Here is a 15843-nt window from a genome sequence, read left to right as displayed (position 1 = left end):
CGCCGCCTGCACACAGATCCTTCTACCGGCAGCCGCGTTGTCCGGCGCCTGCGCCGTACGCAGGGAGACGGCGTGGGATAGTCCGACAAGATCTGTCGGCGGTGCTGTCTAGTCTCCATGACCATGATGGATGCAGCTTTTGTCACCGCCACGCGGGACTCGTACGACGCCCTGGCCGCGGAGCACGCCGACGTGGTCGCCTCAGGTCTCGACGACAGACCCTTTGACCGGGCGCTGTTCGCCGCTTTCGCGGAGCAGGTACGAGCCGGCGGCAACGGCCTCGTCGCCGATGTCGGGTGTGGGCCGGGCCGGGTGACGATCCTGCTGTCCGGCTTGGGGCTGGACGCGTTCGGCATCGACCTATCGCCCGGGATGCTGGCGTTGGCCCGTCGGACCTACCCGCAGCTGCGGTTCGAGGAGGGATCCATGCTGGCGTTGGACCTGCCGGACGCTTCACTCGGCGGACTACTTGCCTACTACTCGATCATCCACATCCCGTGGGATCAGAGGCCGCAGGTCTTCGCCGAGTTTCACCGGGTGCTCGCGCCAGGCGGCCAGTTGATGCTGACCTTCCAGATCGGCGACGAGCGGAGCGAGTACACCGAGTTGTTCGGCACGCCTGTCTCCCTCCACTGGTACCGACAACAACCCGACGAGGTCGCCGAACTGCTCCGCTCAGCAGGCTTCGAGCTGTCGATGACCGCAGTACGCGAGCGTGAGGACACGGAGAAGACCCCAAACGGTTACCTCCTGGCCCGCAAGCCGACAGGGTCGCCGTAGCCGGATGGCACGTGGCCAGTGGGCAAGAAGCCGGGTCAGGCGCATGCTGAGGGCATGACGGATCGTGACGAACTGGTGGTGCGCGGCACCCCGATCGCTCGGATAATCGGCCTGACCGGGCTGGTCGGCGCTGTGCTGCTGTTCGCCGGGTTGATCGCCGGCTCGCCGGGAGAGCCGCCGATCAACGCCACCGCCGCTCAGGCCGCCGAGTACGTCCGTGGCCTGGACACGACCTGGGTACGGCAGGTGGAGGTCGTCAGCGACATCGGGATGTTTGTTCTGCTCTGGTTCATGGTGGGCCTGGCCCTTCTCCTTCGCCGCGTCGACGGAGATGTCCCGGTGCGGTCGACGATGGCCGTGCTGTCCAGCGTCCTGGTCGCTGTGTTCGTCATCCTCGACTCCAGCGAGGAAGCGGCCGCCCACCGGTCCGCCGACCTCGATCAGGGCCAGCTGGCTTACGCGTACGACGTCACCCACCTCGGCCTCACCAATATCTTGCTGCCGCTGGGCGGCTTCGCCTTCGCCTGCGGCTGGATCATCGTGTCGACCGGTGTCATGCCGCGCTGGCTGGGCCGCTGGGGCGCCATCAGCGGAATCGCCCTCGCGTTGGCACAGTTCGTCTGGACGATCGAGGTGGCGTGGCTCGTGCCCTACATCGCCGTCTGGCTCTGGCTCCTGACCACCGCCGTCCTCCTGACCCGCCGCCGCGACCTCGCCCTGCCCGAAAAGGTTGCCGATGGCACCTGACATTGTCTCCGGGGAACAGAACCAATTTCCCGGGCCTCGATAGACTCTTGTCATATGAGTAAAGAACCGGAGCGCGCGAGTATCCTCTGGGTGGGTGGTCCGGCGGCGGCGGGCAAGACCACGGTGAGCCGCCTACTCGCGCGAAAACATGGATTTCTCTGGTACAGCGTAGACGCTTATGCATTCGCCCATGAGAAGCGCGCAGCCGAGGCCGGACTTCATGTCATGGGCACCGGTCCAGGCGACTTTGATCGCAGGCCAATGATCATGGAAGATATCCAGTCGCTGTCCTTGGGTACGGCGGTCGTTGTCGAAGGCGCACAGGTCACTCCCAAGATGGCCGGGGTTGCCGAGAACGCAGTGTGGCTCATGCCCTCCAAGGAGGAACAGCTCGCAAGACTCCAACGCAGGCATCCAGATGGTGTGCACAAAGACTATGTCTGGGGATGGGAGCTGGTGCGAAGCCAGCTCGAGGGAACCGCCGCAAACGTCGTCGTGGTCGACGGTCAGACCGTCGAGCAAACAATCACGGCCATCGAGCAGAGCTTCAGCGCAATCCTGGGATCTTCCCTCGCAGCACGCACCACCGACGAGCGTCAGTCCTTGATTCGTATCAGCAATCGCCAACTCGCCAAACAGGCAACCGAAAGGCTGGTACGCCGCGCGGTTCGCCTATACGACTGCGAGTGCGCACAGCCAAATTGCAATGAACTCGTCGAGCTCACCGTCGAGGAGCTGCCAACTATGCTCGCTCAGGGGCCCCCATCAATTGTCTCACCGGAACACTCCAACCCAACCTGAAGAGACCGCCAAAGGAGGGTAATGAGACACATCTACCTCGTCACGCATCCCGAGGCACAGCATCACGTCGACGGCGTCGTTGGAGGCTGGCACGACTCGGATCTGTCAGCCCGTGGATACCTGCAGGCCGAACTCATCGCCGAGGTCCTTTCGAGCAGGATCGGACTCCAGCCAGTCGAGGTCTACTCCTCTGATCTGCGTCGAGCCAGCCAAGCGGCAGAGCGAATTGCTCGGAGGTTCTCCGTAGAGGTCCAAACTGATGCCCGGCTTCGCGAGAGGTCTAACGGTGAGGCCGACGGGCGCCCCCAAGCGTGGCTCGCCGAGCGCCGCATCCCACTCCCGGAGTACGGCGATCGTCTCGGCCACCACGACGGACCAGCCGGTGCGGAGACACGATTGGCCTTGGTCGAACGCCTGTACCCAGCCCTCGACGACATCCTCCGCCGACCAGTCGAGAACCAGATCGTGGTCTCTCACGGCTCCGCATCGAGCTACCTGATCGCCGCCTGGATCGGCATGCCGATGACCTCGACAGACCGAGTCTTCTTCCCCCTGACCTCAGGCAGCATCACCACCCTCCGCCGCAACAACACCCACTTCAGCCACCAGGTCATCTCCCTGAACGAAACCCAGCACTTACACGGTCTCGAAGAGCCCCTTTAGATGTGATCTTGCCCCTCACGCAGAATCCCGCCGATATAGGTGGTGGTAGCCGACCAGCTGTTGGGTCTGTGTCGTCGTCGGTGTCGCGATCCCACCGCACCTGGATGAGTGCGGCGGGTAGTGTGGCGCGCCGTGAACGAACGCGTGGAACTCCGGCAGCGAGTGCTGCTCGGCGGACTTGCACAAGAGGTCGTGGTACGAGGCGCCGACCTCGGCAATCCGTTGCTGCTCATCCTGCACGGCGGTCCGGGTTTCGCTGAGATGCCGCTGTTCACGGCGTACAACGCGGAATTGGAGCAACACTTCCTTGTGGTGCATTGGGATCAGCGCGGTGCCGGCCGGTCCTATGACCCCGATATTCCGGCCGAGTCGATGACGCTGCGCCAGTTCATCGCCGACGCACTCGAGTTGATCGATTGGCTCGCCGAACGCTTCGCCCAGGAGAAGGTGTACCTCCTCGGGCACTCGTGGGGCAGCCTGGTCGGCGCGATGCTCGCCAGCGAGCGGCCGGCGAGGTTGCACGCGTTCGTCGGCGTGGGTCAGCTTGTCGCCGGGATGCGCAACGAGCAGGCGTCGTACGCGTTCACCCTGCGGAGGGCGATCGAACTACAGAACAGTGAGGCGATCAGCGCCCTGCGGGCGATCGAGGACCGATACACCGGGGACGGCGGATTGACGTTCGCCGATGTGGTCGTTCAACGGGCCTGGCTCGACAGGTTCGGCGGCGTGGCCCGCGGCGACACCGCCGCGCTGTTCGAGCGCGTGGCGCCGGAGCTTCGTGAGCAGTACTTCGGCGAGCGCTCGGCGATCGCGCAGGAGTTCTCGTTCGGCCACCTGATGCCGGACCTCCTCGAGGCCGACCTAGCTCGCGCCGCGCGGACCTACGACATCCCGGTCCATTTCGTCATCGGGCGCCACGACCAGAACACCCCCGCCCAGCTCGCGGTCGAGTACTTCGACGCGATTGAGGCACCCTTCAAGCAACTGCACTGGTTTGAGCAGTCGGCTCACATGATGCCGTTCGAGGAGCCGGCGAAGTTCAACGCCTTGCTGACCGACACCGTGCTGGGCCGTCGCTAGCGTCGCGAGGCACAAATCAGCGCTCAGTCGCTCAGTAACCCAGCCCTGGTTCGTGATTGGCTGAGTTGGGCGGCTTGACGGCGATGGGCAGTACGCGTGATCAGGCTCACCTGAGGCAGGCGGCCGACGTGCGTAGTCAGTCGCGACAAGCGCAACGCGTGGGGAAAGAAAAAATCCCTCCCCGGTGGTGGAGAGGGTTCTGGTGGTCAGGGGCGGTCTCGAACCGCCGACCTTCCGCTTTTCAGGTCGCTGATGGGTCCGCTGACGGTTTGTTGCCGACCGCACCGACGAGTGCTAGACGACTGCCGGAAGGCGTCGCTGTCGCAGCCTGTTGCTGCACCGACTGCTACACCCATTCCTCCGCGCTTCGACCGGTTTGCCCTTGGGCGTCGCAACAGCATGCAGGCGCGCGCAATCGGCCAGCAGGTCCATCCACTCCGCGGCACACCGGTCTGGCCGTGGATCGTGCCGATCGGCCGTGCTGAGACCTATCGAGGGTGTGAAGCTTGTGTTACGAGGCTCGAAGACATGGCGGACTCGTTCCGGCTGCACGGCCGGGTCGCGCTGGTGACGGGCGGCAACGGTGGCATCGGTTTGGCCGTGGCCCGGGGGCTCCGGCGCGCCGGCGCCAGCGTGGCGGTCACCGGACGCGACTCGGCCAAGAACGCCCGCGCACGCAACGAACTCGGATCGGATGCCTTGGTCCTCGATGTCGACGTTTCCGATGAGGACGAGGTCGCGGATGCCGTCGACCAGGTGGCCTCCGTTCTCGGTGGGCTGACTGTTCTGGTCAACAACGCGGGCACGTTCCGCGGCGGCGCACTCACCGATCTGTCGCTGTCGGCATGGCGAGCCGTCATCGACAGTCATCTCACCGGTGCGTTTCTCTGCGCCAAGCATGCTGCTCGGCACATGCAGGCGGCCGGCGGTGGCAAGATCATCAACGTCGGCTCGATGTACTCGTACTTCGGTCCGCCCGACTTCGCTGACTACGCGGCCGCCACGACTGGTCTGCTCGGCCTGACGCGAGCGCTCGCCGTCGAACTGGCGCCACAACACATCCAGGTCAACGCGATCCTGCCCGGCTGGTTCGAAACCGACCTGACCCGCGGGCTGCGAGGCAGCCGGCTCGGCGAACAGATCCGCCGCAAGACGCCCGCCGGCCGCTGGGGCGAGCTCGACGACCTCGTCGGCCCGGTCGTGTTCCTCGCCTCGCCGGCCGCCGACTTCGTCACCGGAGCCGCCCTACCGGTCGACGGCGGTTACCTGGTCGCCGACCGGCTTCGCCCGAACGACGACTGAAGGCCCAACGACTGGCCCGCGGTATGCATCTGCGCGCCAGATCGGCGGACCGTGGCGAGGCGGCCCGCCGACCAATCGGCAGAGTTTGGCTGATGTCAATCGCGTGAGGCCGACGATGGTCGGTGTTGTTACACCAACGCTGCAGCGCTCCGGTGTGTTGAGTGGAGCGGTCGGATCCGCGACGAATTTCGCACCGGCCGGGCAGCGCCGTCGCGGTAGGGTCGAGGCAGGATCGGATCGACCGTATCTGGAGCATCGGTGAGGTTTGCCGCCATCTCCGCGCTCGGCCACGACGGGTTGCTCCGTGATCACAACGAGGACAGTCTCGTCGTCGGCCCGTGGACTATCTGCGCGTCCGCGACCCTCGTCCCGGAGACGCTCATGTTCCCGATCGGGTCGCCGCTGGTGGTCGCCGTCGCGGACGGGCTCGGCGCTCATCCGGCCGGGGCGCTGGCCAGCACGTTGGTGGTCCAGCAACTGGCCCGGGTTGGGCCGCGCCTGGCTGACGAGCGGTCCCTGCGCTCGGCGATCGACGACTGCAACAAGCGGGTCTATGAGGCGGCCGACCGCGATCCGCGCCGCATCACCATGGGAACGACCGTCGCTGGTGTCGTTCTGACCGGTGACTCGGTGTTTGTCTTCAACGTGGGCGACAGCCGCGTGTACGCCTGGAACGGGTTGGAGCTGTCGCGCCTGAGCATCGACGACAGTCCCCCGTTGCAGCCCGGACAGACACACACGACGATCGTCACGCAGACGCTCGGCGGATATCCGTCGTACAAGGGAATCGACACGCATGTCAGCATCCGCCCGCTGAACGACGCCGAACGATACCTGGTCTGCTCCGACGGGCTGAGCGACGTTGTCGACGACAGGACGATCAGCCGGCTGCTGAGCGATCACCGGGGCGGCAAGGCAGCATTCGAGTTGTGGAGGGCGGCGATCGCCGGCGGTGGCCCGGACAACATCACGCTGGCCTTGGTGGAGCTCGAACGCTAGCAAGTACGGCGCCTTTGGGGGCTAGCCCGCCGGATCGCTCGATGCCCGTGCCCTCAGCCGTGGAACCGGCATCAGGTTGGCCGCTGAGGTCCTCGTTGTGGCCGCGCGAGCCAGTTCGGTTCGGCCGTCGTTTACGTAGGTTTCCGGTCACTGGACGGGGCGCGACAGAAGGAGGTGGGCTCGTGGAAGCTCATCAGTACGACACCTGCGTGATCGGCGCCGGACCCGCGGGCCTGGCCGTGGCCCGGGCGCTCGCCGAGCGCAACCTGCCGTACACGCACTACGAACGGCATACCGGGCCTGGCGGAATCTGGGACATCGACAATCCCGGAGGCCCGATGTACGAGACGGCGCACTTCATCTCCAGCAAGACCCTGTCGGGGTTCGGTGGGTGGCCGATGCCCGACCACTTCGCCGACTACCCGCCGCACCGGCAGATTCTGAACTACCTGACGTCGTTCGCGGACCGGTACGGGCTCACCGACCGGATCCAGTTCGGCACGGCGGTGGGCGGCATCGACAAGAACGCGGACGGCAGTTGGACGGTGACCACCGCCGACGGCGGTCAGACCGTGCACGGAGAGGTCGTGGTCTGTACCGGCTCGCAGTGGCACCCCAACATCCCGGAGCTCCCCGGTAGCTTCGCCGGCGAGGTCCGCCACACTCTGACCTACCGCATCCCGGACGAGCTGCGCGGCAAGCGGGTCCTGGTCGTCGGGGCCGGGAACTCCGGCCTCGACATCGCCTGCGACGCCGCCCGCAGCGCCGCCCACGCGGTGATCAGCATGCGGCGGGGCTACTGGTTCATTCCCAAGCACGTGTTCGGCCGGCCGGTCGACACGATCGCCGAGACCGGGCCCAAGCTGCCGATGTGGCTGGAGCAACGGCTGTTCGGCGCCCTGCTGCGCCTCATGAACGGCGATCCGCGCCGACTCGGTCTGCAGAAGCCCGACCACAAGCTGTTCGAAACCCACCCCGCGGTCAACTCGATGCTGATCCACCATCTCCAGCACGGCGACATCACGGCCAAGCCCGGCATCGCGCACACCGAGAACACCACGGTGTACTTCACCGACGGCACGAGCGACGAATTCGACCTGATCCTGCTGGCGACCGGATACCTGCACAGGGTCCCCGTCGCGCAGCGGTACTTCGGCAGCGAACAGCACCCCGACCTCTACCTGTCGGCATTCTCCCGCGAGCACCGGGGCCTGTTCGGCGTCGGGTTCGTGGAGACGAACTCCGGCGCCTACCACTTTTTCGACACCCAGGCGCAGATGATCGCCTCCTACATCCACGACGAGCACCGAGACTCGCCGAACGCCAGGCGCTTCGCCGACATGATCCACAACGACCGTCCCGACCTGACCGGCGGCCTGACGCTCGTCGACTCGCCCCGGCACACCGGCTACGTCGACAGCAGAGCCCTCGGGACCTACCTGGCGAAGGTGGCACGCCGGATGGGTTGGCGCACGCACGGCAACCCGCCGGCGAAGACCACGACGCACCCGGTGGCGGTGACGTCATGAGCTATGACTTCAACGGAAAGGTCATCCTCGTCACGGGCGGGGCGGGCGGTATCGGCAGCGCCCTGTGCCGACGGTTCGCCGAAGAAGGCGCCCGGTGCCTGGTCGCCGACATCGACAAAGGCCGCGCCGAGCACGTCGCGCGCAGCCTTCCCGGTGTCGGCCATTCGGGTATCGAATGCGACCTCCTCGACCGCACCGCCGTCCAGGACCTGCTCAGCATGGTGTTCCATGAGCACGGTCGGCTGGACATGCTGATCAACAACATCGGCATGACCAGCACGGAGCGCTTCGACGTGCGCAGCGTCGAGAGCATCGAGCAAGAGCTCGACGTCAACCTGCTGTCCCCGCTGATCATCACCCGCTTGGCGATTCCGCTGCTACGGGCCGCCGCCGACCCTCGTGTCGTCACTACCGTCTCGCTCGGTGGCATCTTCCCCCTGGGCGAGACCCCGATCTACACGGCCTCGAAGTTCGGACTGCGTGGGGCGATGCTCTCCATCGGGCTCGATCTGCGGGACAAGGGCATCCTGGTGGGATCCGTGCTTCCCTCCGCCACCGATACCCGGATGCTGCGTCAGGAGGCCGTGGAGGGCGGCAACACCAGCCAGTTCATGGATCGGCCCCAGCAGCCGTCCGATGTCGTGAAGGCGGTCGTGCGCCTGCTGGACAAGCCACGCCTGGAGGTGTACGCGCGGCCCAGCGAATCGTGGACCGCGCGCCTGGCAATGCTGTCACCGAACCTGCTGCCCCGGTTGTTCCCGCTCTTCCGCGGACGGGGTGAGCGCGGTGCGGCCCGCTACCTGCAGTCCCTCGAGCAACAGGGCCTGGCCCGCCGTGTCAACGGCCGGTGGGAACTCGTGGAGGAAGCCCGATGACCACCACCGAGGCGACCGACCAGTCGGTCCTGCACGTGACCAACCCGGCGACCGGTGAACGGATCGCCACCCTGCCCGCAACGACCGCCCGCCAGGTCACGGAGGCGGCCGAGCGCGCCCAGCACGTCTTCGACAACGGCTGTTGGGCGCGTCGGCCGCCACGAGAACGGGCATCGGTACTCCTGCGACTTGCTGAGTTGATGGAACGCGACGCCGAGACGCTGGCCCGCCTGGACAGCCAGGACGCCGGCAAGCCGATCACCGAGTGCCGCACCGGCGACGTCCCGGGAGCGATCGAGTCGATCCGCTGGTTCGCCGAGGCCACCGACAAGATGTTCGACCGCCTCGCCCCGACCGGCCCCGACCACATCGGGCTGATCCGCCGCGAACCGATCGGGGTGACCGCAGCGATCCTGCCGTGGAACTACCCGTTGGCGATGGCCGCCTGGAAGATCGGACCGGCACTCGCGGCGGGCAACTGCCTGTTGCTCAAACCCGCCGAGGCGACTCCGCGGTCGGTACTGCATCTGGCACAGCTGGCCGCGGAGGCGGGTCTGCCCGACGGCGTCCTCACCGTGCTGCCCGGATATGGGCCGGTCGCCGGCACCGCCTTGGCGCGCGATCCGCTCGTCGGCGCCCTGTCGTTCACCGGCTCCACCGCGGTCGGGCGCCGCATCCTCGCCGACGCGGCCGAGACCAACTTCAAGCGAATCTCGCTGGAGATGGGCGGCAAGAGCCCCCAGATCCTGATGGCCGACGCGCTGACCTTCGGCGGCGACCTGATCGACCACATGGTCGAGGCCGCGTTTCTGACCATGGGGCAGAACTGCACCGCAGGCTCGCGTGTGCTGGTCCACGACGACATCGCCGAGGCGCTCGTCGCCCGGTTCGTCGCCGCCGCGAAGCGCCTGCCGATCGGCGATCCGTCGCACCCGGCGACCCGGATCGGCCCGCTGATCAACCCCGCCGCCCGAGACCGGGTCACCGCCGCCGTGGAGGCCGCACGTGCCGCTGGCGCGCGGATCCACACCGCAGGCGTTCCTGACGGCCTGCCTTCAGGCGGCGCGTTCTATCCGCCCACCGTCATCACCGATGCACCGGCCGGGAGCGACGTGCTCATCAAGGAGTTGTTCGGCCCTGTCGTCACGGTCCAGACATTCACCAGCGAGGCCGAAGCGGTCAATCTGGCCAACGCGACCGACTATGGACTGGCTGCCTCGGTATGGACCCGTGACCTCGACACCGCGTGGCGCATGGCGTCCGGCGTCCAGGCCGGCGTCGTCTCCGTCAACGGGTACAGCGAGGGTGAAATCACCACCCCGTTCGGGGGCTGGAAACAGTCAGGCTTCGGTGGCGCCGAGAAATCCACCACCGCGTTCGAGCAGTGGTCCAGAGTGAAGACCGTCTGGGTCCATACTCGACCGCCGGCCTGAGAGTCCGACGATTTGAGCCGGGTCTTCGGTCGCCGTCGCGGTGTGAAACCGCCGGCGTAGTTCCGCCGGGGCCAGGCCGTGCCAGCGTCGCACGGCGCGCCGCAGGGCGCGCTCATCGGCGAACCCGGACTGGTGCGCGATGTCACGCAATGTCAGCTCCGGGCGACGTAGCAACTGCTCGACGCGTTCGTGCCGCACCCCATCGACGACCGCCTCGTACGTCGTTCCGCAGTCGGCCAGACGCCGCCGCAGCGTGCGCTCGCTGGCGGCGTGCCGCCGAGCCTGTTCAGCGAACGACGGCACGGCGGGGAGGCTCTGCGCGATCGACACCTCCAGCACCTCGAGCAGTTCCTGCCGCTCGCGGCGCGGCGCCAGTTGCGCCTCCAGCAGCTCCAGGGTCGAGGCGTAGACGACCGGATCGCGACCCGGCATCGCAGTACGGGACCACAACGGGGAGAAGGTCAGCCGATTCCGGGGTGCCCCAAAACTCACCGGACAACTGAACAGCTCCGTGAACACGCCGACGTCGCGCGGGGCGCGATAGGTGAACTCGACGCGAGCCGGCGCGAAGGCGGGGCCGACACTCAGCCGCGTCAACGTGACGACGCTGGCAAACGCCTCGTCGATCAGGAAGACAGCGACCCCTGGGTCCAGCGACGGGTCCGGCAGGTCCACACGCAGCGCGAAGCCGTCCTCGACTTCCCCCGCCGACCACATCACCATTGCACCCGACAGGCTCTGATACTTCACACCGATCTCGATGGCGTGCCGCAGGGTGTCACACGCCATCAGTGCGAACCCGAGCAGTCCCCACGCGGTCAGGTGCTGGGCGGCACCTGACCGCAGGCCCAGCCGCTCGTCGCCGGTCAGCTCCAGCGCGCTGCGGATCACCGCGCTGCCCTGCCGGTACGACACCCGCAGCGCGGCGGAGCGCATCACGTCCTCGTCCAGGCGCACCTCCGCCAGCGCCGGTCGCAGGTCGACCCCACGCTCGGCGGTGACCACCACCAGCGAGCGCAGAATATTCGGCGGGATCGTCGCCGAGGTACTGCGGTTGGTTGCAGGCGCAACCAGGCCGGGAGCTTCGGTCATCGCGGGTCTCTCCACCAGGTCTTCCATCCGACCTGAACACGGCGTGAACAGCCCAATCGTAGTCGAGGGGACCCTGCCGGTTGCCTCGTTGGCCGCCGGAGTCCGCAGGAAGGCCCCCGCTGTCCTGCCCCGCGCGCCGTACACGTACCTACGGTTACGGCCAGTCCCCCCATCGGTGACGCGCCTTGTCGATCCCAGACGAGCGCACGACAGCAAAGGCGTGCCATGGAATTGTCGTCGCAAGCTCCGACCCTCGTCGGAACGAATGGCCCCCTCGCCGCGGCCAGACGCGTCACGGCCGGCGTGTTCGCCGCCCAGGGCGCCGCAATCGCAGCCGTATACACGACGGTGCCCAGCGTCCAGCAACACCTCGGGCTGTCCTCGACCGTGACCACCGCGGTGATGTTCGGCGTCGCACTCGCCGCAGGCGCGGGGAGCTTCGCCGGACTGGCTGCGGTGCGCGCGCTCGGCGTCATCGCCACCATGCGCTGCGCCCTCCTGCTCGGCGCCGTCGCCATGCTGATCATTGGATGGGCACCCGATCCGATGACCGCCGTCTGTGCCTACCTGCTGTTCGGGGTCGTGATCGGCGGAATCGATGTCTCTGTGAACACCAGAGCCGCGGCCATCGAACGGGCATACGGCGGCAGCGTCTTCGTATCGTTCTACGCGTTCTGGAGCGTTGGAGGCATTGCCGCTGCCCTTCTGACATCCGGCCTGGTGCGACTCGGCTGGCCCACCGCGCACGTGCTGACACTCCAGGCCGGCCTTGTGCTCGTCCTCGCCGCGACCATCCGCTCCCATGCCGTGGCCGGCCCGCCCACAGCCGGCGCGGCTGACGCCGAGGCAGGACCGCTCCGGCGGGGTGCGTGGACCAGGCTCCTGCCACTCGGCCTGGTCCTGCTGATCGTGTTCGTCATCGACTCGACCGTTTCGGCGTGGTCCACCGTCTATCTCCACCAGACCCTCGCGGCGTCCCTGGCCACCGCACCACTGGCCTACGCGGCCTACCAGACCGGCACCGTCACCGGACGCATCGGCGCCGACCACCTGATCCGCAGAGCTGGACCCATCGCAGTCGTCCGCCTAGCCGCACTACTTACTGCAGGCGCCCTGATTGCTTTGGCGGCTGTCCCGAGTTGGCCCTTCGCGATTCCGGCGGCAGGTCTCACCGGCCTGGGCGTCGCGGTGCTTGCTCCGTTGTGCCTGGCCTCTGCAGGGCGATTACAACCAGACTCCACCGAGGCGGTCCTCGCCCGCCTGAATCTCTTCAATTACGCCGGCCTCGTAGGCGGATCGGTTGCAAGCGGCATTCTCGGCTCGAGCGGCCACTTCCGTCTTGCCTACGCAATCCCGGCCCTTCTCGCACTCGTGCCGCTGTTGGTCGTACGGGCGTTCGCTTACCCCCTACAAGGCCGAGGCCGCGCCTCGTAGCCTCCCCCCGGCTGGCCGTTGCGGGTGCCGCCGCAGACGCGGCCGGGCTCGGGAAGATGCGCTTCCACGATCTGCGGGATAGCTGTGTGACCTTGCCCCTACGGCTGAAGGTGCCGCCGCACATCGTCCAGGCGATCGTCGGGCACGCGGACGTCCAAGTGACGATGGCGGTCTACGCGCACGCGTCCCTTGAGAACCAGCGGAAGGCGCTCGACCAGCTCGCGAGCACATCACCGGATACACGTTGCGGTCATTTGCGGGAGGTCGGCGGTTCTCCGACTGAGAAACCGCAGTTGAGAAGGGTGGTCAGGGGCGGTCTCGAACCGCCGACCTTCCGCTTTTCAGGCGGACGCTCTACCAGCTGAGCTACCTGACCGGAGGAGAAAATAGGGCGGCGGTGTTTGACACCGCCGCCTTCTCCTGGCGACCCAGACGGGACTCGAACCCGCGACCTCCGCCGTGACAGGGCGGCACGCTAACCAACTGCGCCACTGGGCCAGATTTCTCGACGATCCTACAGCATCTCCGAGGTGGTTCTGACACCGGTCTTTCGACCGTATCCCCAACGGGATTCGAACCCGCGTTACCGCCTTGAAAGGGCAGCGTCCTAGGCCACTAGACGATGGGGACTCGGACCCGCGGGAGCCGAAGCTCCAGGGACAGCCGTAAGCATAGAGGAGTTGGGCGCTGGCTCCAAAACGAGTTCTTGGGCACCCCCAGAAGCCCGCCGCGAGCCCAACCAAGAGCCCAACCAAGAGCCCAATCAGGAGGGCGCCGTACGGCGGGGGTCCGTACGGCGCCCTGGGCCGAGGGAGGAGGTCGGCCCGCCCTGAATCAGCTGGTGGCGTCGGGGGCGATCAGCTGGGGGTAGTGCGCGGCGAAGAGGTCGAAGAAGCCGAGTGCCGGCAAGATCTGGCCCTGTGGTCGGGCGCTGTCCGCGAGGCCGTATGCCCACAGAGCGGACCGCATCCGCTGGTTCGGTGTGCCGTGGTGGCCGTCGCCGGTGAAGCCGCAGTCGCCCAGTTGGTAGAACATCTCGCCGAACAGGGCGACCCGCTTCCACTGCATCGCCGCGCCGCGGGCGTGGGTGAGGAAGTAGGAGCTGTACGCGTCGGCCATCAGCTCAGCCCACCGGGACGCCTCGGGGGCCGGCAGGTCGGTGCGCATCAGGCCGTCGGCGTACTGCACGTGGTGACCGAATTCATGCGCCAGGATCGCCTGTGGTGCCACGTCGCCGAGTCCGACCCGGGCGAAGCCCTCCAGTACGCCGTCGCCGAAAGCGATCCGCTTGGGCGAGACGCCGTACCCGGGGATGACGTCGCCGCCGGAGGCCGCGTACGCGTTGAAGGTGAAGATCGGCAGGTCGCCGTACCCGAGGGCAGGGCTGTTCAGCTCACGCGCGACCAGGTCAGCGGACACCCGCGACGCGACCGGGTCGAAGCCGTAGAGGGCGGTGAAGACGCGGTAGTTGACCTCCGGGTCGAGCATCGACCGGCCGTGGGCGGGCACGAGTTCGATGTCGGCCGACGGGATGTCCCAGAACTCCCGCAGGTCGCGGATCGTGCGATTGACCACATTCGTGAAGTCGCCGCGGGCGCCGTACGTGTACGGACCGGGCTGCGGCAGGTACGCCGCGTCAACGAGGGCCATCTGGAACAGCAGCACGTGGATGACGGCCAGGCGCTGCTCGAAGGTCCAGTTCGTCACGTCCGGCATGACCGCGGCGGCCACTGGCGGAGTGGCTGACGAGCACTCGTACTGCGTGGGGTCGATGGCCTCGAGGACGGCGTCCTGCACCGGGTTGTCCGGCAGCCCGAGCGACGCCTTGACCTCGGCCGCGCGCTCACGCATGGCCGGTAGATTGTCGACGATCTGCTGGATCTCGGGTGACAGTTGCTCAGGTACGGCGGAAGCACTCGCAGCCACCGGAGCGGCGGTGGCCGCGGGTGGGGCGGCGAGACCGGCGACCAGGGCGACGGCGGCGACAGCCGGCCAGGCCAGACGCATTCTCATCACGAACTCCTTGGGGACGGGGGATTCGGCCTCAGTATCAGCAGCCGGTAGCGCCCGCTACGAGGGCTCGAGCTGTCAGAAACCGGCATGTCACGAACCTGTCGCCGTCCCCGCCGCCGGTGGTACACAAAGGCATGGAACCGCTCCGGGCACTGGGTCTTTCCAAGGCAGCCGAGGCACTGCTCCTCGACCTGCTGCAGCACCCCGACGCGACCACGGCCGACCTGGCCGCGCAGCACGACCAGGTGGACGCGAGCCTCGCGGAGCTGACCGGCCTCGGTCTGGTCGAGCGCACCGATGACGCTCTGGCGGTCCGCCCGCCACGGCTGGCGATGGAGGCGCTGGCGGAGCGCCACACCCAGCAAGCCTCGCTGGCCCGCGACAGCGCGGAGATGCTGAACGAACTCTGGAAGGCGGCCGCCGGCAAGCAGGACTACCTGGAGGTTCTGCCCACGTACGTCGCCTCACAGGCCGTACTCAACTCGGTCCAGACCGACGCCCAGGAGCAGGTCCGCGCGATGACGATGGGCAACCTCGCGGCCCGGGAGCTGCGGATCGTCGACGGGATGTTCGACGCGCTCGAGCGCGGCGTCCGGTACGACGTGATCTACGGAGCCCACGTCCTCCAGGACGCGAACGCGCTGCACATGGTGCAGGCCTGTATCGACGCCGGTGAGACGGCCCGGGTCTTTCCGCACGTACCGCTCAACATCACGATTGTCGACAATCGGTGGGCGTTGGTGGGTGCGCGGTCCGAGGTACGGCGTGGGCCGGAATTCGCGGCCGTCGTCGTCCATGACTCCCCGCTGCTCGCCGGGATGGCGCGGATCTTCGAGGCGCTCTGGCGGATCGCCGTACCGATCACTGGTGGCACCGAGCTGAACGACGTGACGGCCGGGCCGAGTCTGGAGGCGAAACGGCTGCTGACGTACCTGAGTGCCGGGCTGACGGACGAGTCGATCGCGCGGGAGTTCGGGGTGAGTGAACGCACCATCGCCCGGCGGATCGGCCGCCTGCAGGAGGCGCTCGGTGCGCAGACCAGGTTCCAGCTCGGCGTGCAGGCGTCGCGGCAGGGTTGGCTCTGAGCAACCAGTT

The 15843-nt window shown here is 67.3% G+C and carries 14 protein-coding genes, 3 tRNA genes and 1 pseudogene; 13 read left to right on the top strand and 5 right to left on the bottom strand.

Translation table 11 applies throughout. The annotated features are described in order from the left end of the window. Window positions 1-123 precede the first annotated feature (123 nt). From V9K99_RS01185 to V9K99_RS01140, 10 genes are all read left to right on the top strand, one after another. Window positions 124-780, top strand: a complete 657-nt coding sequence (locus tag V9K99_RS01185) for a class I SAM-dependent methyltransferase (protein ID WP_337003108.1) — start codon at window positions 124-126, stop codon at window positions 778-780. A gap of 54 nt (window positions 781-834) precedes the next feature. Next, complete coding sequence (locus tag V9K99_RS01180; protein ID WP_337003110.1) at window positions 835-1527, top strand: DUF4386 family protein; 693 nt, start codon at window positions 835-837, stop codon at window positions 1525-1527. A gap of 54 nt (window positions 1528-1581) precedes the next feature. Continuing rightward, a complete protein-coding gene (locus tag V9K99_RS01175; protein ID WP_337003112.1) occupies window positions 1582-2328 on the top strand; it encodes an AAA family ATPase in 747 nt (248 codons plus the stop codon). Window positions 2329-2349: 21 nt separating this feature from the next. Then, window positions 2350-2991, top strand: coding sequence for a histidine phosphatase family protein (locus V9K99_RS01170; protein WP_337003114.1), 642 nt, complete (start codon window positions 2350-2352; stop codon window positions 2989-2991). 132 nt (window positions 2992-3123) lie between these two features. Further along, complete coding sequence (locus V9K99_RS01165) at window positions 3124-4071, top strand: alpha/beta fold hydrolase (protein WP_337003116.1); 948 nt, start codon at window positions 3124-3126, stop codon at window positions 4069-4071. A gap of 528 nt (window positions 4072-4599) precedes the next feature. Next, window positions 4600-5373, top strand: a complete 774-nt coding sequence (locus V9K99_RS01160; RefSeq protein ID WP_337003118.1) for an SDR family NAD(P)-dependent oxidoreductase — start codon at window positions 4600-4602, stop codon at window positions 5371-5373. Window positions 5374-5631: 258 nt separating this feature from the next. Next, the gene (locus V9K99_RS01155; RefSeq protein ID WP_337003120.1) at window positions 5632-6372 is read left to right on the top strand and encodes a PP2C family protein-serine/threonine phosphatase; all 741 of its coding nucleotides are present in this window, start codon (window positions 5632-5634) and stop codon (window positions 6370-6372) included. Window positions 6373-6554: 182 nt separating this feature from the next. After that, a complete protein-coding gene (locus V9K99_RS01150; RefSeq protein ID WP_337003122.1) occupies window positions 6555-7901 on the top strand; it encodes a flavin-containing monooxygenase in 1347 nt (448 codons plus the stop codon). Then, window positions 7898-8776: an SDR family NAD(P)-dependent oxidoreductase gene (locus tag V9K99_RS01145; protein WP_337003124.1), complete on the top strand. Its 879-nt coding sequence runs from the start codon at window positions 7898-7900 to the stop codon at window positions 8774-8776. The genes V9K99_RS01150 and V9K99_RS01145 overlap by 4 nt, the downstream gene beginning before the upstream one ends. Then, the gene (locus V9K99_RS01140) at window positions 8773-10209 is read left to right on the top strand and encodes an aldehyde dehydrogenase family protein (RefSeq protein ID WP_337003126.1); all 1437 of its coding nucleotides are present in this window, start codon (window positions 8773-8775) and stop codon (window positions 10207-10209) included. Before V9K99_RS01145 ends, V9K99_RS01140 begins: the two co-directional genes overlap by 4 nt. Here the strand turns inward: V9K99_RS01140 and V9K99_RS01135 are convergent. After that, the gene (locus tag V9K99_RS01135) at window positions 10117-11301 is read right to left on the bottom strand and encodes an AraC family transcriptional regulator (protein WP_337003128.1); all 1185 of its coding nucleotides are present in this window, start codon (window positions 11299-11301) and stop codon (window positions 10117-10119) included. The two genes, V9K99_RS01140 and V9K99_RS01135, sit on opposite strands and share 93 nt — an antisense overlap. Before the next feature lie 225 nt (window positions 11302-11526). Here V9K99_RS01135 and V9K99_RS01130 point away from each other — a divergent pair, with 225 nt between their 5' ends. Further along, window positions 11527-12735, top strand: a complete 1209-nt coding sequence (locus tag V9K99_RS01130) for an MFS transporter (RefSeq protein ID WP_337003130.1) — start codon at window positions 11527-11529, stop codon at window positions 12733-12735. Between the two features lie 11 nt (window positions 12736-12746). Next, window positions 12747-12911, top strand: a pseudogene (locus V9K99_RS01125) (tyrosine-type recombinase/integrase); the annotation flags it as partial. 127 nt (window positions 12912-13038) lie between these two features. Here the strand turns inward: V9K99_RS01125 and V9K99_RS01120 are convergent. The 4 genes from V9K99_RS01120 to V9K99_RS01105 all read right to left on the bottom strand — a co-directional run bounded on the left by V9K99_RS01120 (window position 13039) and on the right by V9K99_RS01105 (window position 14748). Beyond that, window positions 13039-13111, bottom strand: a tRNA-Phe gene (locus V9K99_RS01120). A 45-nt stretch (window positions 13112-13156) separates the two neighbouring features. After that, window positions 13157-13233: transfer RNA gene (locus tag V9K99_RS01115), tRNA-Asp, on the bottom strand. A 59-nt stretch (window positions 13234-13292) separates the two neighbouring features. Further along, window positions 13293-13365, bottom strand: a tRNA-Glu gene (locus tag V9K99_RS01110). Between the two features lie 204 nt (window positions 13366-13569). Then, window positions 13570-14748, bottom strand: a complete 1179-nt coding sequence (locus tag V9K99_RS01105; RefSeq protein WP_337003132.1) for a hypothetical protein — start codon at window positions 14746-14748, stop codon at window positions 13570-13572. A 134-nt stretch (window positions 14749-14882) separates the two neighbouring features. Between V9K99_RS01105 and V9K99_RS01100 the strand changes: the two genes are divergently transcribed. Beyond that, window positions 14883-15833 (top strand): hypothetical protein, encoded by a 951-nt coding sequence (locus V9K99_RS01100; RefSeq protein WP_337003134.1) that lies wholly within the window; start codon window positions 14883-14885, stop codon window positions 15831-15833. Window positions 15834-15843 lie beyond the last annotated feature (10 nt).

The sequence above is a fragment of the Kribbella sp. CCNWLW201 genome (assembly GCF_037203805.1).
Classification (GTDB): domain Bacteria; phylum Actinomycetota; class Actinomycetes; order Propionibacteriales; family Kribbellaceae; genus Kribbella.
This window is presented reverse-complemented; position numbering and strand designations above follow the sequence as displayed.